Raw genomic sequence first — 24,970 nt, forward strand, 5'->3', positions numbered from 1 at the left:
ATAAAAAGACTTATGGTAATGGGGCGTACAAGGTAATGAGAGAAAATGGCATTTATATCAAAAAAAATGATTACAAATTCTTTCACATCATACTTACCTTTAATATCTTTATTGTGCTCATTTGTTCCGTTACCATTAGCTCAATCATATACGGCAGATTAAACCAGACTCTTAACAAGCAAAATGAAGAGTTTATGCACTATGCCACTTCCCAAGCTCTCAATGGCGTAGAAAACATCATGAAGAACAGTGAGTTGACGGCCAGAAGCATATATTCAGATAGTACAATAACGAGTTTTTTCCTTGGTAAGAATGCCGGGAATGTCGATTATGTTCTTTTTAACCAGTTTATGAGCATTAATAATATGTTTGAAAACTATATAACAACGAACAATGATATCAAAAGTATTACCATTTATAGAATGGATCCTGAACTTATTACGGATGGTAAAAATATTAAAAGTATGGAGAGCTTTAAAAGACAGGATCTGATGAAAAAGGCGATAGATGCACGCGGGAAGGATGTTTGGGTAACCTATGAGGAGGAAGGCGAGGGGACTAAGATCCTTTTGCTTAAGTACATCAATATTAACCTGCCTGGTGGAATTCTAGCTATCGAAATGAATCAAGAAAGATTAAGCAATTTGTATAAAGTTGAAGAGGATGCTAAATACCTGCTATATATATTGAGTGAAGGAAATATTGTTTTCAGGTCCAATCAGAAGGTTCAGATCGGAAAGGGAACACTGGACAACGTGGAAAAAAACGTTGAAAGGGATAAAGTCTATTCAAAGCTAAAGCAGGGTAATTACTTCTACTATTCCTATTATGGGGAAGTCAATAACGGATTAAATGTTGTTATCCTTTATGACGCTTATGAGTTAGAGAAGGAAAAGCGATCCATAGCCAGGTATGTCATGATTTGTACAGGCTTTTTTGTGCTGATTGGCGTTTTGCTGGCCATCCTGTTTTCTACAAAATTTGCTCAAAACATCGAAAAACTGGTGAAAAAAATGAGAGCAATTGAAAAAGGTCATTTAAAACTTGTACCAGATCGAAGCAGCATCCGTGAAATTTCTGCCCTAGATCACACGCTATGCAATATGGCGCTGACGATAGAAGAACTTACTGACAATATCGCAAAGACCGAACGTCAGAAGGTGGAAAGTGAATTTAAGTACTTACAGAAGCAGATGAATCCCCATTTCCTGTATAACTTACTTTCGGCAGTGAGATGGATTGCTTTCCATAAAAATGAAAATAAAATTGTCACGATCGTCGACCTATTAAGTGATTTCTATAAGATTGTGCTCAGCCAAGGGCGAGACATCATTCCGATTAAATCCGAAATCAAACTGATCGAAAAATATGTTGCGCTTCAAAATTTATGTTATAGTGATCAGATCAAGCTGACAGTTCGTGTAGATAAAGAATACGAGGACCTGTTGATTAGTAAAATGACCATACAGCCATTTGTAGAAAATAGTATTATTCATGGCAGGGTTCATGGGAAAATCATCAATATCATTGTGGATATTCGCAAAAAAGAAAATAGTTTTGTAATTTCGATCACGGATAACGGTATGGGGGTAAATGAAGGCTTTATCTCCTACATTAAGGGTCTGAATAAAGGAGAAGTTTCAGACTATAAGGTGGGTTATGGTGTCACGAATACATTTATGCGTCTCAAAATATTCTACAGCAATGCCAGTATTCATGTGTACCAGAGAAACCCGGGTACCACTGTAGAGATATCATTTTCCATTGAGAACAAACAGGAGTTAAATGTTTAACACGCATTAATCAGTAGCAGCAGGGTACTTTTTGGGGTTCTGTAATCCCAAGGAATATCCTGCTTTTTTGTTGCCCGTTAGAAGCCATCTTGGGTTTTGTTATTTATTGAAAATGTTTATATCTATATGTTTATAACATAAAAATTGATACGGTTAGCTATATCATTCGATGGATACTTGAATTGAAAATAAAGGTAGGCACCTTCATAATTAAAGATGTCAGTGAGTTATTTAGATAAGTCAGATGCAGAATTACATGTGGGATTGGGGAGGAATTCGTTGAGATTATCAAGTATTTCGAGTGTTAAACAAGGTATGAAAGCCAGTTATAGAAAAAATGCCCTAATTAAAAAAATAAAAAGGCAGAAAGTTCATCTTCTTTTATTAATACCGTTTATCACTTTTATCATGATTTTTAAATATGTTCCGATGTTTGGCGCCTTGCTTGCTTTCAGAGAGTTTTCCTTTCGAACACCATTTGGTGGGAAATGGGTTGGTTTCACTTATTTTGAATCATTTTTTAGTAGTCCTGATTTTACCATCGTCATGCGGAACACGATCGTAATCTCCTCATTAAATCTTGTGTTTTCAACCATTGCAGCCATCCTATTTGCCATACTGATTTGCGAAGTTAGAAACCTTGTGTTTAAAAAGTTGGTACAAACTGTTTCTTATTTACCACACTTTATCTCATGGGTAGTGGTAGCAGGAATGGCGATGACGATATTCTCCATTGATGAACTTGCACCGGTCAATTCTGTTTTACTTCATATGAATATACTTGATAAGCCGATTAACTTTCTAGGGGAAGAGCAAAACTTCTGGCCTTTGGTTACAGGGCTTAATGTGTGGAAAAACGTTGGATGGAATTCGATCATCTATATAGCTGCAATCACATCAATTGATAAACAAATGTATGAATCCGCTATGATGGATGGAGCAAGTAAATTTAAACAAATCACCAGTATTACATTACCTACCATTTTGCCTACCATCGTCCTCCTTTTTACTTTTGGTTTAGGCTACATATTGAACGCCGGATTAGACCAGCAGCTTTTTCTGCAAAATCCGATGAATATCAGGCATTCAGAGGTGTTGGACACTTATGTACTGAAATATGGCTTACAACAGGCAGCTTACTCTTATGGAGCTGCTGTGGGTTTGTTTAAAAGTGTGGCCGGATTGGTGTTGATTGTACTATGCAATTATTTTTGCAGGAAATTTCTGAAAATGGGTATATTCTAGAGGAGGGAGTCAAATGAAAATAACACTGGGAGAACGGTTGTTTTATGTATGCAATTATGTTTTTCTGTTGTTGATTGCATTTTTAGCAGCATTTCCTTTCTGGAACATATTGGTTGTGTCCTTGAATGAGGGAAGAGATGCCATGAGAGGAAGTATTTATTTCTGGCCTAGAAAATTCTCATTAGAAGCATACGCAGCTATTTTCAATGAAAGCAGCTTAATGCATGCGACCTATATCAGTATTGCGAGGACTGTATTAGGAACACTACTTGGACTAATAAGTACGGCGATCCTTGCTTATCTGTTAGCTAACCGAGAGTTGATATTTAGAAGAGCTTTCCTATTTTTCTTTATCTTCACTATGTATTTTTCAGGGGGCTTGATCCCGGAATTTATGCTCTTTAAAAATTTACACTTGTATAATAACTTTCTTGTTTATATTATTCCCGGTGCCATTAGTGTTTGGAACGTGATGGTCATGAGGCAGTTTTTCGAAGATCTCCCACCATCCTTGGCCGAATCTGCTAGAATCGATGGGGCATCTGAATTAAAGACTTTGAGAAGTATTATACTTCCCATGTCGACTCCCGTATTGGCAACTATCGCCTTAATGATTGGCGTCGCGCAGTGGACAACATGGTTCGATACCTTCATGTTTACTTCAGGTTCGAAGGAGTTGGCGACCCTGCAAGGGGTTCTTGTAAACATACTAATGGAGACACAGATTCAGTCAACAGACCCTGCGCAAGCGGCCAGACTAGAACAATCAGGTTCCATTCTCACGCCTGAAATCATCAAGATGGCGACCATAACCATCACTACGATTCCTATTGTCATGGTGTATCCATTTCTACAAAAATATTTTGTTGGCGGACTTACGGTAGGTGCAGTTAAGGGATGATCATGTTTCAGGTTAGCGAAAAGCCTAGCAGAAACTATTCATAATAATAAATAGGGAGTGTCAGATGTAATGAGAACGAATTCAAAAATGGTAAGCTCGATCGTTGTTACAGCTTTATGTATCTCCGTTCTAAGCGCATGTAGTTCGAACACGGCAACCAACACCGCTACACCTGTTGCCAGCAGCCAAACGAGCGCAGTGAAAGAACCGCCGACCGTGTTAACGATTGTTAATTCTGCTGGCGGTACACCGAATTTTCCTACAGGAGATCCATTCTGGGAAAGTAACCCTGTCGCCAAAGCAATTGAGGAAAAACTGAACATTAAGTTGAAATGGGATGTCTATTCAGGAAATGGAAAAGATAAATTGAATGTTGTTCTCGCCAGTGGAGAATATCCTGATTTAATTATGTTATCTGATCCTACGAAGGTAATTGCCGATAAAATAGCTATTCCTCTTAATAATTTGATTGATAAGTTTGGTCCGGATCTAAAAAAGAAATACGGCTCAGCGCTTAACATGCTCAAACAAAGCGACGGTAACATTTATCACTTAACCAACACCTATTTGCCAGAAGGAGCTACTCCACCAGGATATGGGTATAGCTTACAGATAAGGACGGATATCTATGAAGCACTTGGTTCTCCAAAGCTGGAAACATCTGATGACGTGTACAACTATTTGAAGCTCGTAAAGGAGAAATATCCAAAGACATCTGATGGACAAACGATGTACCCTTTGAGCGGATTCAATCGTAACTGGGGATCTCCATACTTTGGCATGCTCGCAATGGCGGGTTCACCAGCAGATTCAAAACTATATATGGGAGCGGATGATTCTGTTAAATTCTGGCCAAAGGCACCTTGGGCTCAAGACGTTCTTAAATTTTACAACAAACTGTATCGTGAAGGATTAATTGATCCGGAAGCATTTACACAAGACTATGCGACATGGCAGAAATCCAAGCTTAGTACGGCAAGAGTTGCAGCTCATATCGGCGGTTGGAACCAAACCTTTGACGTTTTGAAGACCTACACGGACGCGAAATTGCCAAACGCAGAAAAAATGTATTTCCAAAACGTTGTATTCAAATTCCCTACCGCGGATAAACCAACCTTAAATTCTGTAAGCAAAAAAGGTACAGGGGCGCTTATCATCACCGACAAAGCGAGAAATCCGGAAGCTGCAATGAAATTACTCAATTACTTGACAACTGAAGAAGGAAACTTCTTGGCCATGAATGGACCAAAAGGGATTCAATGGGACATGGTTGACGGTAAGCCGACATTGGTAAAGACTTATCTGGATAGATGGCTTGCCGGTGAAAAACAAGCAAATATTGAAAAAGAATCTGGTATGAGTCAATATTCTAGACTTGTAGGATCAGACCTTGGTAAAACAAGCTGGGGGACTTACTGGATATTGAAAGATGACCCTGTTGCAACAAACAATACACGGGCACAACAAAGAGACAAGGCATTAAGTCCATACTGGTACGATTCAACCACCATTGGCGAGCTAATGGCTGGAGCGGATACAGATACAATCGCTAAACAGCAGGCTGTTGATAAGAGGCTGTACGACAATGCTTTCGGAGTCATATTGGCCAAATCAGAGGCGGAGGCAGAAGCAGAGTTTGCGAAGTATGTGAAAGATCTTGATACTGCCGGTGCTGCTCAGGTCGAAGCGTATATGACAAAGATGCATAAACAGTACGTGAAACAGTTAGCAGGGAAGTAATAAAATCAGAAATGGTTGAGTAGTGGAAAATGGCAATGGGTGGAGACATTAGACTTCATTCATTGCCTTTATTATGAATGAAGGAGAGAAACATGAGACTAACTTTCATAAGGCATGGACAAATAGCAGGAGATCCGTTTATATGTCCTGAGCGTCCAGTTCATGGGTGTCTATCCGCGAGTGGAATTCAGCAGGCTGAGGCAACTGCAGTGGCTTTAGAAAAAGAAAAATATGATTATGCATTTTCCTCTCCCTACGGTAGGGCGTTACAAACTGCGGAGATTGTCCTGGCTGGAAGGGAAATGGATATAAGGATATTGCCATTTATATATGAGTGGATGCCGAATCGGAACCTGGAAGAAGTGCCTAGTACTGTGTTTGAGGAAATCCAACGACAAACTGGAGATGCCTATGCGGAGGAAACCTGGAAAACGGAATTAGGTGAGGGATATTATGATTTGTGTGCAAGAATAATTCCACCTTTTTTAAAGTTGATGAGTGAGATTGGCATACATAGCCGTATGGGCGGTTATGTTCCTAAAGAACATGCTAAAGAGCTTTCCATTGTCGTGTTTGCTCATGGGGGTTCTCTTGGCGTATTGTTGAACTTTTTACTCGGAGTTAGGCCTTTTCCAATTGGAAGCTTTTCTTTGGAGCATACAGGGGTAGCTGTTGTTGATTTTGTAGAACAAAAAGGAATCTATTATCCTAAATTACTCATTCCAGCGCTTCATCAGATAGGCAAATAGACAGCTGAATAGAGGATAAAACATATTGGTGGAGGCTCAGAATTGAACATTATTGAAGAAGCATATAGACAATCCATTCATGTAGTAGAGCAGTGCATGCATGCAATAGGTGCAAAGGCATCTGCATTATCTGAGGGGTATAACCAGGTATTTGCAAGGGATAGTATTATTACTTTTTTAGGCGCATCCTTAGTGGAAAATGAGGTGTTTAAAAATTCCTTTAGGAACACGCTAGACACGCTTTCTAAGTATCAATCTAGGCTTGGCATGATCCCATTATCTGTTGACGTCAATAAGCCGGGGATTGAGTCGTCCCAAGGAGCTGTAGACAGTAACCCATGGTATGTCATAGGGCATGGAGTCTACTACAAGCGATATAAGGATATGGATTTTCTTAGAAGGAATCTGGAATCCATAAAGAAAGCAATGCTCTGGCTTGAATATCAGGACAGCAACAATTGCGGTTTGCTCGAGGTCCAAGAAGCTGCGGACTGGGGAGACTTGTATGCAAACAGAGGGAATGTCCTTTATGATAATGTCTTATATGTTAAAGCACTCGTAGAATATTCCAACATACTGGAGCTGAGTGGGGAAAGCGGCGAGGAAAGTCTGTCTAAAGCAGAAGATGTTAAAACAAAGCTGAATCTTTTGCTTTGGCCTGGAGATGTGGAAGAAAAAACAAAAATCGTTAACGAAAATGGTTACTGTCAAGAGTGGCTAAGGATTATTAGGATGAGCAGTGAATTGTATTGGTTTGGTAAGTTCTATTTGCCTTATGCATCTTTCAGGGATTTTGGACACCACTGTGATGCTCTTGGCAACAGCCTGGCTATCCTTTTTGACATTGCAGATGATGTAAAAGCAAATACAATTATAGACCATTTTACACAAACGGGTATGAACAAGCCATATCCCATCATGGCTAATTACCCACCTATCATGCCGGGTGATAAGGACTGGCGTGAGTATTACAGAAATGCACATTTAAACCTGCAATACCAATATCATAACGGCGGCATCTGGCCTTTTGTTGGAGGATTTTATGTTGCAGCACTGATGAAAGCAGGAAAAAAAGAATTTGCAATTGAGGAACTGGAAAACCTGGCAAAAGCGAACCAGATTGGAAGACGGTTTGATTGGGAGTTCAACGAATGGTTAAACGGGAGAAGCGGAATGCCTTCCGGAATGGCCTATCAGGCATGGTCTGCCGGGATGTATATCTTTGCTTATAAGTGTGTTATGGATGACGAGATGATAAGGAAGATTTGATAAGTGAGGTAAGATGCTATGGAACATATAAAAGCTACTGAACATAGAGGGATAATTACTAAGCTTAGATGTGAATATTTTATAACGCCTCTGGGAATTGACAAACCACAACCAAAATTGAGCTGGGAAATGGAGAGTACCGGGGCAGAGTTTAAACAAACGGCATATAGAATCATCGTAGCTTCCGATAAACCCAATATTGACAATCATATAGGGGATATGTGGGATAGCCATAAGGTTACCTCTAATATTCAAAATGCAGTTATTTACAATGGCAGCAATCTGGCTTCAAAAAGCCGATATTGGTGGAAGCTAAAGATATGGGACCAACATGGAAATGAATCGCCATGGAGTGAGGAAACTTACTTCGAAACCGGAATGTTCAAGCCCGAAGACTGGCAATGCAGATGGTTTAACTCCGAATATCCGAACAGTCCTACTGCCATTTATTACGAGCGAAGGGAATTTGTAACGAATTCAAATGCCCGTATATCAGCAGCAAGGGCTTATATTGGCGCTACTGGTAGCAAGGCGAATGCTTATGAATTGCGGATGAATGGTTTCAAAGTAGGTGAAGACCTGATAAGTCCGGGCCAGACACATTTTAAAAGGGGCATGTATCGGACGTATGATGTAACAGATTTTCTCAATTCCGGACCCAATGTCTTAGGGATCATGCACACAAGAAAGGTGATTTTCCACCTCGATATCCGGTATACCGATGGTACATCCGAAATTATTACTAGTGACCATTCGTGGAAGAGACTAAAAAAAGGTCCCTATGTAGCTTTGCGTTATGCAGGAGGCAGCATATCCGAGGGAAAAGGGGAAACATATGATGCAAATCTAGAACCTGATGGATGGGATATGACTGGCTATGATGATTCGTTATGGGGAAGGCCAATTCCTGAAAGCGGCCCCATGCTACTGACCGCGCAGTTACAGCCGATAAAGTGTATCAATGAATTAAAGCCTGTATCCATATCCAACGATCAAGAGGATACATATGTTGTTGATTTTGGTCAAAATATGTTCGGGACCTTATGTTTGACCGTTAAAGGCACAGCAGGCACCAAAGTCACCCTCCGTTATGCAGAAAACATTAATCCGGATGGAAGCATAAATCCAGGCAGCATTGAAGCGGGTTGGCTTGCAGAAACGCAACCCCAGTATGATGAATATGTTCTTAAAGGTATCGGCGAAGAATTGTATCAGCCTAAATTTTCATGCCATGGCTTCAGGTATGTTGAGGTTTCCGGCTATCCGGGAAATCTGACCGCCGATAGGATAACTGCGAAGGTTGTACATAATGATATTCTGAATGGTTCGGAATTCAATAGTTCCAATGTTCTGTTTACAAGTCTGCAGCATAGTGCAGTATGGTCATTCCGGACCAATCTCGTGTCGGTTCCGCTCGATTGCCCTTCAAGAGAAAGACAAGGATGGCTTGGGGATGCGCACTGCCATTCAGAGGCGGATTGCCTCAATTTTGATATGGCAGCCTTCTTTGACAAATGGTTCGATGATATATCTGATTGTCAATTAGAGAACGGCATGGTCCCTCTTATATGCCCTAGTGAGGGTCATGAGTATTCCCTTGATATGCCATGGGTTTCCGCGGTTATTTTTATTCCTTGGGACTATTACTTGGCGTATGGTGACAAGGCGTTTATATTGAAAAATTATTCACTGATGACAAGGTGCTTGAGTTCCTTCAGAAACCATCTAGACAGTAGTTATCTGCTGCAAAACAGTCTCATGTTCGGAGATTGGTTTGGAAGCATTAAAGACATCTCTAAACCCTTCCTTGCTACGGCATACTACTACAGGTGTCTGGTATTATTATCAAAAATGGCGGGAGAATTGGGATATATAGACGATATGGCTTTATATTTAGGGCTGGCTATCCAAGTTAAAGAAGGGATCAATAGAGCTTTCCTGAAGGAAGACAGGTATTATGACACAAATTCTCAAACAGCAAATGCACTTGCACTTTACCTGGGATTTGCCCCGGATGCCTGTAAAGCTAATGTGTTAGACAGCCTGGTGGAGGATATTTTGACTAGAGAGACCATGACGGTGGGTTGTCTTGGCGCAGAGGCTATATTAGCAGCACTGGCGGAGAACGGGAGAAATGATATAGCATACAACCTCGCTAACAATACCAATAAAGGATGTTGGGGGTACTGGATTAAGGAATATGCATCAACAACGGCACTTGAAAGCTTTGCTGATAATAGGTCTTCCAATAACCATGCATTCCTTATAGGAGGACTAAGTGCCTGGTTTTATAAGCACATTGCTGGAATTTCCCCTACAAAACCAGGGTACGAGAAAATAAGGATTAAGCCTTATATCCCTAATGATATGAATAGCGCAAGTGCACAAATTCAAACAATCAGAGGAATGGTGAAATCAAGCTGGCAGAAAAGCAGCACGCATCTTGAATTCAAAATTACCATCCCCCCTAATTCAATAGCAGATGTATATGTACCATCCGATGATTTGGAAAGCATTAAATATGAAAACGGTATTTTTTCATGCGATTTTAGTAAGGAAGGAAGCGTGAGGCGTGAAGGGAATTTTACTATTTATGCTGTAGGTTCAGGAGATCACTACTTTAAAGTGAGAAACCTCAATTAAATAGAGCGTGTTGAAAAGGGGGTGGTTAGTCATGTAATAGTAAACTCTGGGGTAGTTCAATTCATCGGCGAACGTCATGATAATATTATTTAGGAGGAAATTCGAGATGGTGAAAACTAACACGCGAAGGATACTGACATTTTTGATAATCACGATTGCATGTATACTTTTTAGTACTTCAGGCAGTACAGCGTTTGCGTTGAAGGAGCGTGCGCCCATAGCGCCCGAACCCAAGGTATCTTATGCAAGCGTTATCAATTCGCAATGGATGGAAATATGCCTCGTTGACAATCCTTACTCTGATGCTCATGTAACGAATACAGATTATTACACAATCACCAGCAATGATGATCCAAATTTTTCCGGTGGGGTAACACCTATATTGGTCAATTATAGGTATTTCCCCGAGCAGGCTCCCTATAGCCCGACATTAACGGGAAATATTGGAAAAATTCAAGTGTTTTATAGATCATATCTCAAAATACCTTCTACTGTCAAATTCAAAGAAGGTAAAACCTACACCATATCCATAAATTCAGCGGTTGCCAATGCAGGACCTCTTACATTCAAGTTTGACGATACCAAACCCAATCTGGTTATACACTCCAACCAGGTCGGATACCTGTCGGAAGGGTCAAAGATATCTTACCTGTCCCTCTGGACCGGGCAAGGGAGTATAGATTTCAGCGACTACAAGAAGTTTTATGTGATAGATGAGAATACAGGAAAAAGCGTGTATACAGGCGATATCATTCTTCATCTCGCTAATGACAGATGGACAAAAAGTGATATATATGCCATGGACTTCAGCCAATTGAAGGCAGAAGGAAGGTACCACCTGTATATACCGGGTATTGGAATATCCTATCCATTTGATATTAGTAGCTCGATTTATAAGGAAGATATAGGTTATACCATAACACGTGCCTTGTTTGCACAGCGCGACGGAAATCACGGACTTGATAACCCTGCCTATACCCATTGGAACCGACCGCCTGCGCATTTGGATGACGGGATAGACCAGGCGTTATACATGGATAATGGCAATAATCTTCAGGCTGCGCGTGTTGATCTTGTCGGAGGACACATGGATGCAGGGGATCGGGGCAAGTATCCCTATAATTCAGCTTATGTCGGCATCGATATGCTGATGGGCGCCAAATACTTCTCAAGCCAGATTAAGGCTCAAGGGGAATCACTTGAAATTCCCGAGTCGGGAAACGGAAAACCCGATTATCTGGATGAGCTTGTATACGAGCTCGACTGGTTGAACAAAGCTATTATGAATACATCTACAGACGGGGCTCTTACGAATTACCTAAGGCCGCAGTCCAATGACCCTACAACCGGTACGTATGAAACCAACGTGCCTTTGGTCGGAGCACTAAACAGAATGTTTTACAACAGGACCCAGGGGCCGAATAAGGCAGAGACCTTGTTTGCTGCGGGTGTAATGGCTCAAGCCTACAATACGCCGCTCATGCAGGAGTACTATCCTGAAAAAAGTAAGCAATACCTAAAGGCTGCTCTAAGAGCCTATAACGGATTCAAGCTTCATTACCAAGATCCAGATTATCTGAAAGAAGGAACCTATTACGATGTAAGCAAGGAAGGAACTCCGCATTCATGGTCTAACGAAATGCTGCTGGCTGCCAGTGCATTGATGGTAGCTACGGGAGATGTAGAAGAATTCATGCCCTGGATAAACAGCGAGATGGCGACAAACTTAATCAATTACAATTCAATCAAGCATTGGAATTGGGTGTTGGATCGCGTATGGTTAGGAACATTTGTTTCCATGTATGAGAACCCGTATATTTCTCAAACACTCAGACAGTGGGCCTATGGAGGTATCATCAATTATGCAGAATCAGAAATGAACCATCAGACACCGTTCGGAGCTTCTGCACAAGATGAAGGATTCCCGAATTTGATTGGGTGGAGATTTACAAGTGCAAACCTGATGCCAGTAGTTGTTGGTTATGGAGTTACACAAAACCCGTTATACTTGGAACGTATACAAAAGACATGGGACTATACATTGGGGAGCAATGCAGTAAGCAGATCGTTTATTACGGGACTTGGAGACCCGCAGAGATCACCAAGGTGGTTTGTCAATGAGATCAACCAATACCAATGGGTTCAGCATGCGCAAGGAAATGGCGGCTGGATTGAACCTCCGCCGGGATTCCCGGGTTCGGATATTCAGAGCGCCCCGTATCCTTCATGGTTTAATGATGCAGGAAATACGATAGCGAAAACAAAGGTATTTCCAAGTTACAATGAACATGCTGTCATGTACCGGTATACGGACTCATGGAACACTCAAAATGAATATTCAGTAAACATTTTGTCGGCAAACGCTGTAAGCATGCTGCCGTTAATTCCCGTGAATACTTATGACCTGACGGTTAATTCTGTAGAGGGAGATGTGTTCCCTGTGGGAGGATCCTACAGTCAGGGCATGCAGCTTACGCTTACTGCCAAAGGGAAGCCTGGATATAAGTTCGACCATTGGAGCGGGGACGTCTCAGGCACACAGAGCCCAGTAACCGTTACAATGGATACGTATAAAAATGTAACGGCTAATTACGTTACGGCAGCTGTGTATGCAATCACTGTCAATGCGGAGAATGGCAAAGTTACACAGGATAACCCGGACGGAAACTATAGTGATGGTGATATGGTTACCCTTACAGTGGAAGCTGATTATGGTTATAAATTCGTAGGCTGGAGTGGTGATGTAACGGGTACAGAAGCGTCTATACAAGTTACAATGAACGCCAATAAAAACATAACTGCCCAGTTTGTGCCGCTTTCTCAGTATTCGCTTTCGATCACTTCACAAAATGGGATTGTAAAGATTAACCCAATGAAAGCGCTTTATATGGAGGGCGAAGACGTTATTCTTACAGCCGTTAAGAATTTCGGGTATAAATTCAGCGGCTGGAGCGGTGATTTTACTGGACTTACAAATCCCGCAATTGTCAATATGGATGGGAACCAACAGATTACTGCCAACTTCACGGCGGTACCGACCTATCCACTTGCTATTAATGCGACCGAAGGCGGAAATGTCGCTACAGCGATAGACAGCCCCGCAAATGTATCGGGTGGTCTTTATGAAGAAGGAGCCCTCGTAACATTGACTGCAACGGCTAAACCAGGATTTCTGTTTACCGGCTGGAGTGGTGATCTCTTAAGCAGTTCGAACCCGATGAAGTTCTCGGTTGATGGAAGCAAAACGCTAACAGCCAATTTCAAACCTACTAGCGGACTGATCAGCGTGGATGTAACGCCGACAGGGACGTCAGGTGCGACGCAGGTAAACAACGGGGTATATACACTAACCAGCAGTGGAAATAAATTTGGGGTTGCGCCTGACAGCTTTAGGTATCTACTTCGTGCGGGACTGAAAGGAGATGCAGTTTTTTCTGCAAAGCTCGATGCTTTGACTACCGACAATCCTACTGAGGCAGTGGCTGGCATACAAATAAGGACCAATTTGGCGGATGACTCCACTTACGCCGCTATTATGGTTAAGAACGGCAAGCTCGTTGTGCAGATCCGAAAGGGCGGCGCATACTTCGATACGTATCCTCTAGCACCAGTCGATACTACCTTGCCGGTTTGGCTGCAAATAACAAGAAACATCAACAGAGATATTATTCTATCTTGGTCAAGTGATGGCGTTAACTGGAACATCTACAACACAAGCACGTTCTGGGGATGGAACGATCCTAATGTGGAGCTGACCGTTGGGTTATTTACTTCCGCAGTTCGAGCAGGTAAGTCAGCAACAGCACAATTCAGCCAGGTAATTTGGCCGAGTATGCAGAACCTTACTATAAATTCCGGTCCAGGGGGAACGGCGGCGCCAGAGTCCGGACTTTACGTAGCAAACTCGCAGGTTAAACTAACTGCAACGCCGGATGAGGGGTATGCTTTTGCAGGTTGGTCAGATGGTCTATCAGGCAAAGCCAATCCTGCATATATAACTATGAATGGAAATAAGACAGTAACAGCCAACTTTAGCCTAATGCCAGCCATCTGTATCCTAACAGTGCCGACAATCAGCGGAGGAACTCTTGTGTTTGATCCGCCTGGTGGCGCATATGCTCCGAATACGATAGTCAAGGTCACAGCCATACCGGACAGCGGGAACAGCTTTGTTTATTGGGAAGGAGATTTGGTTGGATCAGAGAACCCCGTTTACTTAAAAATGGATGGACATAAGACGATATCGGCCAAATTTGTGTCCTACGAAAGTACAGATATTACAACGACTTATGTAGGGAATACAATCGAGGATGGAAACGGTACAACGATTAATGCATCAGGACTTATACTTTGGGGTGAAAACGATAGCTTCAGGTACGTATACGAGGATAATCAAACCGGTGATACTGCGATTATTGCCAAGGTTACGGAATTTAACGCGATATCCGGGAATGCAAGAGCAGGAATCATGGTACGTCAAGGAACATCGGTACAAAGCAACTACCAAGGGATATTTATTACCCATGATAAAAAAATTAGAAGTCAATTTAGAAATGGTAATAAATGGACCATTGCTGAATATACGGGGACTGAGGCCGTCACCCTTCCTATCTGGCTTAAAGTGGAGAAACAGGGGACGAAATTAACGACTTACTCCTCTGTTGATGGGCAGATTTGGGTACAGAGAGGTTCACAAACGATTGCCACATTTACGAATCCCTTCACAGTAGGGTTAGCCGTTACAGCAGGACAGGACGGTAAATTCGTGACTGCTAAATTCAGTGACATTAACTGGCAAGCAGAGCCGTCAACTGACTATGCGCTATTAGCAAACGCTGTCCATGGAACCATATCCACTAATCCTTCGGGTATTACGCATGCACCAGGCACATTGGTGACTGTGACAGCTACGGCTAGTGCGGGCTACACGTTCAATGGTTGGAGCGGTGACCTGAATGGTACTACGAATCCAGCAACAATCACCATGGATTCCAATAAAACAATTACGGCAAACTTTGTGGAATCAACCACCCAATTTACACTGACAACCCAGACAGAACATGGGACAATAACCCTAGATCCTGCAAGTGGTTCCTATAACGTAGGAACTCTGGTCACATTGACTGCAGTACCGAGTGCAGGCTATGTATTTAGTGGATGGAGCGGTGACTTAAGCGGTGCAGCCAACCCGGCAACCCTCGTCATGAATGCCAATAAAACGGTAACGGCAACCTATGTTCCGGCCATACCACAGCAGAAGTATACGAGTGTGGATATAGGCACTACTTACACAGGGACTACTTCGCAACTGGGGGGCCTATTAACGGTCAAAGGATCCGGTGCCAATATCTGGGGTCAGAGTGATAATTTCCGATATGTACATCAGGATAATTTAACCGGAGACGCTACGATCATTGCCAAAATTAATGGAATGTCAGTATTAGGCACCAATGCAAACTCGAATACAAAGATTGGCGTCATGATACGCCAAAATACGGATGCAAACAGTGTTCATCAAGGCATATTCATCGACGGTACCAAAAAGATTAAAAGCATATACCGGGATTCTGTCAATGGATGGGCAGGTAAGAATTACGACGGAACAGCCCTAGAAACATTGCCAATATGGTTGAAGATTGAAAAGATAGGAAATACGGTTAAAACATACTCGTCTACAGATGGAGTCCTATGGACAGAGAGGAGTTCACGTATCTTATCATTTACTGGACGATTTACAGTAGGATTAGCCGTATCCTCAGGTACTGACAGTAAATTCGCGGAAGCAACCTTAAGTAATGTTACGGTGCACAGCTTTAATAGTGCGGATATAGGTACTACTTACACAGGCACAACTTCGCAAGCGGGATCAACTGTAACGGTCAAAGGTTCCGGCACCAACATCTGGGGACAGAGTGACAATTTACGATATGTGTACCGGGACAATTTAACCGGGGATGCTACAATTGTTGCCAAAATTGCGGGAATGACTATGATAGGTGCTTCCGCAAACTCGAACACAAAAATAGGTATTATGCTGCGCCAAAGCTCAGCAGCAAACAGTGCCCATCATGGTATCTTCATCGATGGCGCCATTAAGGTTAAGAGCATATACCGTGAATATACCAATGGATGGGCAGGCAAAAATTATGACGGTACAACTGTAGAAACGTTGCCAATATGGTTAAAGGTTGAAAAGATAGGGAATACGATTAAAACGTACACGTCTGCAGAAGGAACCATATGGACATTGAGAAGTTCACGTAACATCACATTTACGGGGCCATTTACAGCAGGATTGGCTGTATCTTCAGGTACAGACAGTAAATTTGCCGAAGTAACCTTTGATAACGTTATGTGGCCGTAAGAAAGAATAAGTTGCTTAACTCAACTTTCGCACCTGAGATCAGCCATTAGAGACTTGATATAGTTGGGCAAATCGACAATACAAGTCCAAAAAGAAGCCACTATTATTGTGAAATGCACCCCCAATTGTTAGTCAAATTTAACAATTGGAGGTGCATTTTTTTAGTGACCATGGAAGGGTATTCCCTTCTCCGGAGGTTCGTTATTATTCTAACCGCGGTAGAGATTATTTGAAAAAACAGGAATCCCAAGAGAAAACCAATTTTATAAGAATTCTAATAGTCCGAAAATAAAAGGAAAATTGCTACAAGAATTAATGATCCGCCCATGACCCAATTAAATACCTTCATCCCATTCTTCACTTTTATTAGAAACTGTAGTTTTGATCCTATAAGAGCCCATGTACTGAGTGAAAGATAACAAATGACAAAATAAATACTAACAAAGGCAAGAAGCATCGAATAGGAAGTATTCAAACCGAACACTGAAACGCCGGTAAGACAAGCAATCCAAGCTTTGGGATTGAGCCACTGCATAAGAACACCTTGATGAAAACGCGGCAGTTGTTCTTCTTTTAACTCGATTTCTGTACGTGAAACCATAATTTTGTACCCAATATAACTCATATATCCTGTCCCAATATACTTTAGAAATATATAGAATACAGGGACTTGCGCTACGAGATTGAATATCCCTAACCCAACAGCAGTTAACAAGATTGTAAACCCGACAGTTGAACCAGATACAAAAGGTAATGAGCGCTTAAATCCATAATTGACTCCAGAAGAAAGAATTGTTATGTTAACTGGGCCAGGAGAAATTGACATGGATAATGAAAAGAAACACATTGCTAAGAAAATAGACATGCTTGTACACTCCTAATAGTTTTTCTGAGATTACTATATCCCATCTAAATTAAAACCGTCCAATTTGAAGTTCTGATTGGACCCATTGCGAAAACGGAATGCTTCGTACATATACTTCTTAGGGGGTGTCGGATAGTTGGAGCTCTACCAATTGAAAACCTTTATTGAAATTGCCCGAACTGGCAACTTGACCGAAGCGGCAGCGCATCTAAACACAAGTCAGCCGGCTGCAAGTGCACATATTAAGGCCTTGGAGAAAGAAGTGGGTTTTTCTCTCTTTTTTCGAACATCCAAAGGAATGACTATTACAGAAAAGGGCTCAAAGTTGTTGTTGGAAGCACAGAAAATTCTCGGCACTCTTGAGAATTTCTATCTTAAAGCGAGTGATTTGAAGGTAGATTCAATGGAGACTATTCGAATCGGGCTAAATACAGACGGGCAGCTCCTTCGAATTGAGAAATTGATCGAGTCTATTTCGGGATGCTTGCCGCAGGTGGAATTGCATTTTATTGATGTTAAAAGTGAAGATTTCACCCAGGATTTGACTAATTCAAAGATAAACGCGGGTTTTTACTATGGAAACGTTGCGCACACAGCCGTTCACTCCATCAAACTCTATTCCTTCAAAATGGTGGTGGTCTATCCCAAGAGCTGGGATGTATCACCAAAGAAGGTGCTCAACCTGGAGTATTTCGCAGCGAAACCGTGGATTTGGACAACACAAGGTTGTCCCTTCTATAAACAATCTATCGATTACTTCCTGCAACAGGATATAGTTCCCCAAAAAATCATGTATGTCGATGACGAAGCTTTGATTGGGAAATTGGTTCAAGGAGAAATTGGTTGTTCATTGTTAGCCGAGCCAATAGCCATTCAGTTTGCTAATGAAAATATGCTACAGATATGGGAAGGTATCGATCTCTATATTGACCTGCATTTTGGTTTTCTAAAGGATAAAAAAAGTGATCCTGTGCTATTTGAAATAGGTTCAATAGTAGATAGGATGTGGAATGAGGATGGCATCTCGATTTAACGGAGGTTGCCAACTGATTCTTCTTCGAGATAGTTATTTTGACCTTGCGACTAACCATCGCAAGGTCTTTTTTTAAAAATAATTAAGTATAACAATTGAAAGGTGACAATTAATGTCACTGTTCATAGGTATAATAGCAATAATGGGAAAATTCATTGCCTACAGTCAAACAATAATTATTAATGGAGAGAGTGAGAATATGAAAGTAAACAAGATTATGCATTTTGCCCTTACGTTTCCGTTGACTATAAGTCTTGTAACAGGATGCAGCCTGGGAAGTAGCAGTAACGAGAAAATGAATGAACACGTGAAGCTTCGCATAATGCACGAAAGCGAGGAGGGTTTCTACCAACAATATGGCATGTTGTTTTCTGCTCTATATCCCGACATTGAGTTAGAAGTCGTTTCTGCTGGAAATCTGAAAGCGGAACAAGGGCAAACTTATCAAGAGTTAATAAGTACTTTCGTCAATAGGAATAACCCGGACATACTCTTGCTTGATTCCACACAATACGCCAAGATGTCTGCTGAAGGTCGATTGATGGACCTCGAGTTGCTTACAAAGAAAGATAAGTTCGACGAGGATCAGCTCATCCCTGGTGTTATGGATTACTTAAGGGAAAAGGGTGGTGGAAAATTGAATGGTTTGCCTACAGAATTTTACAGCACCGCGGTCTACTACAACAAAGATTTGTTCGATAAGTACGGTATTTCGTATCCTAAGAACAAGATGAGTTGGGATGAATTGATCTTGTTGGCCTCACGTTTCCCAACTGACGAGAAAGACAAGCGGATGTATGGTCTGAAAATGGGGGAGGGGCAAGAAAACCTCTTTCAACTGGGCGATACCATCGGCCGCACAAGGGGGCTCAGTTACGTTAATTCCTTGACGAAACAAATCACAATCAACACTGAATCATGGAACGAAGTATATGAGACGGCTTTGAAAGCATTCAAATCAAATGCTATTTACCATGAAGATCCTCCTACGACGAACGGCCCCGTAACTATGGAGGAATTCCTTCTGAGGGATCCTTTCATAGCTGGAAAAGTAGCTATGACCATAGATGGTTCAACTCTTATGGAAACGATAAAGCAAGCTCAGAGGACAGCTCCTGATAAAGCTGTTAGTCATTGGGATATGGTAACCATGCCTGTTAATCCGCAGGAACCAGATTATGGTGTTACAGCGTTTTATCCAATATTGGCTATAAACTCCAAATCTTCAAATGTAGAGGCAGCCAAGACATTTATCAACTATATCCATAGTAAGGACTATGTAAGAGTATTGGCGAAGGCCAAAAGAGGAGGTGGTTTGCCAATTCGTAAAGAATTCATTAAAGATGACCAAGGCCATCACATGGAAGCCTTCTATGAATTGAAACCATCGTTAGCTGAGAACGATACTTATAAGGATTTCGATAAGTTACCTGAAGATTTCATTGAGCAGTTTAATGTATTAGCAGACAGGGAGCTGCAGGCATCTTCAGAAGGTAAAGTTTCTATTCACGAAGCGCTAGACAGCCTGCAATCCAAAACTCAAGCTGCACTTGAGGAAAGCGCAGAAGCAAATGTGGAATAATAGTAAATAATTAATAAGACAAAAATTGCTTAATACCATCCAAGAACATGGGAGCATTTGTTTACAATCTAAAATGTTCTTAGATGGTAATTTCTATTCTAGCGCGTTGCTTAATTTTTAATAATTGTTTGTTCGTTTTTTCATCCTAACAGCCATTATGAAAAAAAAGACGATAAATATCTCCAAAACTAGCATGATACTTCCGCCCAAATTATTGTTTTTTAAATAAAAATAATTATATGTCATCACATTCTTAAACAAAATTAGTTTCAGGATGCCTATTCCGATTGGTGCAAGAAAAGTCATGCTCTTACTTTTTTTTATATTGAGCATAACATTGAAACATCGGTACAAAACATAAACTTCAAGAGACATCTTAGAAAACACGGTGGGAATCCAGAAGAAAAAAAGCACCAAGCCGAGTCGATCAATAGAATTTGTGATTTTCATTTCCCTGTCCATAGAGATTGTAGGGTGACTTTGATTTTTCATCAAGTCTTCCCCGAAAATCGCAAGTTCGGAGAAAATGATGAGATATAGTAAGAAAAGACCAAGCATTGTTCCAGAAATTATGGCGATTTTTATATTTTTAAGAGGCGTCATTTGTCCTAAAAGTGCTAACAAAATAATTGTTTCAGTAGCCCATGGAAGTGCGTTAAATACGGCTTGCAATAAAGATGGAAAAGTTCCCACGTTAATAATTGGTACAACGTTTGTTAAGTCCATCTTGTTTAATAGCAGGATTGGAGCGAGCAACATAGAAAATAAAAGAGCTGGAAAAATTAATTCATTAAAGTTGGCGATGCTTCCTAGGCCTAATCGCGCAACATAAATTAACACCAATATTGTAATAAGTGTTGTTACGGTAAGCGGTGTCTTGGGTAAGAGAGCTACTTGCATTGAATCAACAAATGCTTGTAAATCATGTAGAAGAAGTATAGATACAAATAAAACAAAGAGGAGGGCTAGTATCTTCTCAGTCCTAAGGTTTTTTCCGTTTTTTTTAGAAAGGACATCCCACATCGATATTTTGCTTAATCCCATAAAACTAACGATAGTTAAAAGGACAATGAATGGAACCAAAAAGAAAAAAACTAGCCAAGAGTTTCCTCCAGCAATTATTACTTGAGACAAAGGAAAATGTATGAGTGATACTGTCAATATAACATTCGCACATAGCATTACTACTTGTGAGTGTGTTACGTTATCCTTCATCCAAGTAATTCCTCCTTTGTACTAATAAATAAAAGCAGAATCTTATTGTTTCGAAGTATGGATACTCAATCCTGTATTTTCAATAACGAAATTGACGTCAACATCTATTTTGATATTGGGAAGCATTTGATCCCACTGATCTTTCCATTCATTTTCCCATTGCACATTTTTGTACACATATAAGTAATGTCCTAAACTAAAGGTATCGATACTGTTTTCTAAGGTGCTTTTTAAGAGATCTTGAACTTGCTGTTTGATCGTGGATTCCAAAGTTGATTCTATTTGTTTAATGATTTTTGTATCCTCCATGTTAAATGCTTCCACGCTCTCGCTAATAAAACCTTTTCCCGATATTTTGATATGAAATTCAGGGGTGTTACTGGTAACAACAGGTTTTATCTTGAATTTTTGACCGCTTACCGAAACGCTCACAAATTTGCCGTTGTTGCTGGGGAAAGTTATTGATTTTCCCACCATTGCTTTGTGTTTCATCCATAGGATCCCCAGACTTTGGGTGTCGTTGGAAATAAATTTCATTTTGTCCTTTTTGAAGATTGCTATCCGATTGACTTCCAGTTTACCTTTTTCAATATCGACTATGGGGGCAATCGGATCAGTTCCCTCTTTATACAAGTTTCCTAGAAATTCACGAGTTGTGATTCCTAAACCCATTAATCTACCTATCCCCTTAACAGCTTCAGCGGAAACTCCACCTGAATTGGGAGGGGTATTTAAGATATCGAAAGATTTTTTTTTGGAGATATAAATATAAGTCGTTAGTCTGGTTTCTCTATCACGGTTAACAAAATCGAGTACTTCACTAATGTTTTTTTTGGCAATTTCCTCATGAATGATGATAATTTGTTGGTGAGAAAATCTTAGAATATGAGATGTTTGGTGTTGTATTTTTTGAAGGGCTTCCTGTATACTGCGACCTGTATTGGATTCCAAGTAATACGCTTTTTTCTTCCCTTCTTCAACTCCTTGTCCTACAGTAATTGGAATTTGAACAGTCACTTTAAATTCATCATTCGACTTGTCAATACCCGTAGCCAATACCAAAGCCACATCGTTTATTTCCCTCTGATCAGTACATCCTGTTAACGTTAGAGTAGAAGAGAAAGCCAACACACTGAAGAGAAAATAAAAGCTCCGTTTCATCTGTTACTTCTCCTTCTTTTGAATAAACGATAAGGCGACGCGTCCTTATTTTGCGGTTGGCGCATAAACCACCATGGAACTCTTGCCAAAACATCTTTTTGTTGCCGAATGGATAAGGGGGCAAAGGGAGTCATAAATGGCGTCTTGAAGGATTTTAAACTACATAAATGAGAGCCTAAAAGTACCATTCCAATGGAAATACCGAATAGTCCCAAAAAACCGGCTAAAACCATCAATGGAAAACGAAGTAATCTCAGCGTATCCGCAATATTTGCCTTTGGTATTATGGATGCTGCTATCCCAGTTAATGACGTAACAATAACCATAGGTGCCGAAACAATTCCAGCTTGAACAGCGGCTGTGCCGATGACGATTGCACCTAAAATGCTTACGGTTTGACCGACTAATCTAGGAAGCCGAACACCGGCTTCTCTTAGAGCTTCAAACGTGACTTCCATCGTGATGGCTTCAAGGAGTGCTGGTAAAGGTACTTTTTCATGGCTAGCCATCAAAGTGAGAAGCATATCTGTAGGTATCAATTCAATTTGATAGGTTGATAGCGCAATGTACATGGCGGGAAGAAGTAAAGTAATTAACACGGAGAAATATCGAATTATTCTTATAAAGGTAGAAAAATAAAAACGATGATAATAATCCTCGCTGCTCTGTAACAATTGCCAAAATGTTGTCGGCACAATTAGTACGGATGGTACTCCATCTAACAAAATAGTGATTCGGCCTTCCAGCAAGCTGGCAACACTTGTATCAGGGCGCTCCGTATTTTGAATTTGAGGAAACGGACTTAGAGGACTATCTTCTATAAATTCCTCTACGTATTCACTTTCAAGAATTCCATCAATATCAATCAGATCTAACCTCTTCTGGAGTTCTTTTAAAATTTCTTGGTTTACCAAGTGGTCCAAATAAACTAACGCCACTGATGTTTGTGTTTGTGTTCCTAACTTTTTTTGTATAATCTTTAATCGAGGAGAACGTATTTTTTGTCGTATTAAAACGATGTTGGTTGAAATGTTCTCTATAAAACCGTCCTTGGATCCACGAATAACAGACTCAGATGACGGCTCTGAAACCTGTCTATAAGCGCCGCCCTTCGTTTTAAAAATTAATGCTTTGTCTCTTTCGTCAATTAGTACAACTGAATGTCCATTCAATACTTCACTGACGACTTTGTTCATTTCATTAGTTTCGTTGATTGGTGTTGTGTACATCCTCTCTTCAAGGTGACTTAGGTCGTATTGTTCCATAAAGTCTTTTGATAGCAATTTTTTAATGACTTGAAGTGGTATGCTTTCATCATTAACGAAACCATTAAGGTATATAAGGCAAGTACTTGTACTTTCCACAACGTAAGGCTTGAAAACAACATCGGGGCAATTCTGGAACAAAGATTGCAGATAAGATAAATTATTCGTAAGGCTGGCATATACAAACGGTGAAGACTCATTTTCACCGGATAAATTGTTTTCCGAAATGGTTTGATTTTTGATTGGAGATTTTGACCCTGACATTGGCTTTCCTCCAATTTTACGTACATTCTCTGAACAATGAAACTATTGTTGGCAAAATAATGAATTATTATGCAAGGAATTTTGGGATCGCATCGTGTTACAAATAATCGATGCGCACGGTTCATAAGAATAAAAGCTACCCAATAATGCAATTGGGCAGCTTCTTGAAGTTGATAAAGAAATTATAACTTCCTCACTATAATGTCCAGTTGCACAATATTAGAATATCAATCATTTTACTTAAAATAATGATCTCAGGGTGCTGTAAATTGGAATTGTGAGATTGCACTTTATAATCCAGCATTTTCTTATATATATCTATCTGCTTATTTATATAAGGTTTTAAGTCCATGGATTTCCTACATTCGAAGATTAACTCATCGTAACTAATATCACTTCCACTTTTAGTCATTGACAGGTGCTGAGAAAGTAATTGGACCTCAAGTAATATACCATTAACTTTGAGCTGTGTTCGGTATATATCTAAGTTACCATTGCGGCGAATACGTTGATAATGTGTGCTACAAAGTCCCTTCGATCTTATTGTATTATTACATTTGAGAACGGAACAAACGGGTGGATAATGCATTAGTTTGGGTCTACCAGGTGTTGGGGCCATCGTTATCACCTACCTTTAGGAAGTAGCGTATGCTCAGTTCAAATTAATGGGTGCTCCACACATCGACATAAAATGATACGTTTCGTCATTATTTTAAGTATACCAAGGAATGGTGACAGTAGTTGTCACTCTTCATTGGTATACTTAATTTTGTAGTTAATTCCATGCTGCACCATAAGGAGGAAAGAAATAGGTATAGGACTACGCTTACATTTCAAGCATGTAGAACTGTAAGGAATTTATTACATCACTTAGGAGGAAC

General features: G+C 40.6%; 14 protein-coding genes. 10 read left to right on the top strand and 4 right to left on the bottom strand.

What is annotated here, in order from left to right; all coding sequences use genetic code 11:
- The first annotated feature begins 35 nt into the window (after positions 1-35).
- The 8 genes from HQN88_RS13725 to HQN88_RS13760 all read left to right on the top strand — a co-directional run bounded on the left by HQN88_RS13725 (position 36) and on the right by HQN88_RS13760 (position 16,704).
- Positions 36-1,793, top strand: coding sequence for a sensor histidine kinase (locus HQN88_RS13725; protein ID WP_173112552.1), 1,758 nt, complete (start codon positions 36-38; stop codon positions 1,791-1,793).
- A gap of 279 nt (positions 1,794-2,072) precedes the next feature.
- The gene (locus HQN88_RS13730; protein ID WP_173112554.1) at positions 2,073-3,038 is read left to right on the top strand and encodes an ABC transporter permease; all 966 of its coding nucleotides are present in this window, start codon (positions 2,073-2,075) and stop codon (positions 3,036-3,038) included.
- Between the two features lie 13 nt (positions 3,039-3,051).
- Entirely contained in the window at positions 3,052-3,939 is an 888-nt protein-coding gene (locus tag HQN88_RS13735; protein ID WP_173112557.1) for a carbohydrate ABC transporter permease, read from the top strand.
- A 69-nt stretch (positions 3,940-4,008) separates the two neighbouring features.
- Positions 4,009-5,679 (top strand): type 2 periplasmic-binding domain-containing protein, encoded by a 1,671-nt coding sequence (locus HQN88_RS13740; protein WP_173112560.1) that lies wholly within the window; start codon positions 4,009-4,011, stop codon positions 5,677-5,679.
- 92 nt (positions 5,680-5,771) lie between these two features.
- Positions 5,772-6,428 carry a histidine phosphatase family protein gene (locus HQN88_RS13745; protein ID WP_173112563.1) on the top strand — a complete coding sequence of 219 codons (657 nt, stop codon included), beginning with the start codon at positions 5,772-5,774 and terminating at the stop codon, positions 6,426-6,428.
- 42 nt (positions 6,429-6,470) lie between these two features.
- Entirely contained in the window at positions 6,471-7,697 is a 1,227-nt protein-coding gene (locus HQN88_RS13750) for an amylo-alpha-1,6-glucosidase (RefSeq protein WP_173112566.1), read from the top strand.
- A gap of 18 nt (positions 7,698-7,715) precedes the next feature.
- The gene (locus HQN88_RS13755; RefSeq protein WP_173112569.1) at positions 7,716-10,340 is read left to right on the top strand and encodes an alpha-L-rhamnosidase; all 2,625 of its coding nucleotides are present in this window, start codon (positions 7,716-7,718) and stop codon (positions 10,338-10,340) included.
- Between the two features lie 106 nt (positions 10,341-10,446).
- Entirely contained in the window at positions 10,447-16,704 is a 6,258-nt protein-coding gene (locus HQN88_RS13760; RefSeq protein WP_173112572.1) for an InlB B-repeat-containing protein, read from the top strand.
- A gap of 274 nt (positions 16,705-16,978) precedes the next feature.
- On the opposite strand, the gene HQN88_RS13765 is transcribed toward HQN88_RS13760, so the two are convergent.
- The gene (locus HQN88_RS13765) at positions 16,979-17,569 is read right to left on the bottom strand and encodes a LysE family translocator (protein WP_173112575.1); all 591 of its coding nucleotides are present in this window, start codon (positions 17,567-17,569) and stop codon (positions 16,979-16,981) included.
- Between the two features lie 136 nt (positions 17,570-17,705).
- Here HQN88_RS13765 and HQN88_RS13770 point away from each other — a divergent pair, with 136 nt between their 5' ends.
- Both HQN88_RS13770 and HQN88_RS13775 read left to right on the top strand, forming a co-directional pair.
- A complete protein-coding gene (locus tag HQN88_RS13770; protein WP_173112578.1) occupies positions 17,706-18,602 on the top strand; it encodes a LysR family transcriptional regulator in 897 nt (298 codons plus the stop codon).
- 199 nt (positions 18,603-18,801) lie between these two features.
- Entirely contained in the window at positions 18,802-20,184 is a 1,383-nt protein-coding gene (locus HQN88_RS13775; RefSeq protein ID WP_173112581.1) for an ABC transporter substrate-binding protein, read from the top strand.
- Between the two features lie 117 nt (positions 20,185-20,301).
- Here the strand turns inward: HQN88_RS13775 and HQN88_RS13780 are convergent, their stop codons facing one another.
- From HQN88_RS13780 to HQN88_RS13790, 3 genes are read right to left on the bottom strand one after another with little or no spacing between them, the layout of a single operon-like run.
- Complete coding sequence (locus HQN88_RS13780; RefSeq protein ID WP_173112584.1) at positions 20,302-21,399, bottom strand: GerAB/ArcD/ProY family transporter; 1,098 nt, start codon at positions 21,397-21,399, stop codon at positions 20,302-20,304.
- Between the two features lie 42 nt (positions 21,400-21,441).
- Positions 21,442-22,560, bottom strand: coding sequence for a Ger(x)C family spore germination protein (locus tag HQN88_RS13785; RefSeq protein WP_173112587.1), 1,119 nt, complete (start codon positions 22,558-22,560; stop codon positions 21,442-21,444).
- Positions 22,557-24,089 carry a spore germination protein gene (locus HQN88_RS13790; protein WP_173112590.1) on the bottom strand — a complete coding sequence of 511 codons (1,533 nt, stop codon included), beginning with the start codon at positions 24,087-24,089 and terminating at the stop codon, positions 22,557-22,559. Before HQN88_RS13790 ends, HQN88_RS13785 begins: the two co-directional genes overlap by 4 nt.
- Positions 24,090-24,970: the final 881 nt, after the last annotated feature.

The sequence above is a fragment of the Paenibacillus qinlingensis genome, from assembly GCF_013204845.1.
GTDB lineage: Bacteria > Bacillota > Bacilli > Paenibacillales > NBRC-103111 > Paenibacillus_E > Paenibacillus_E qinlingensis.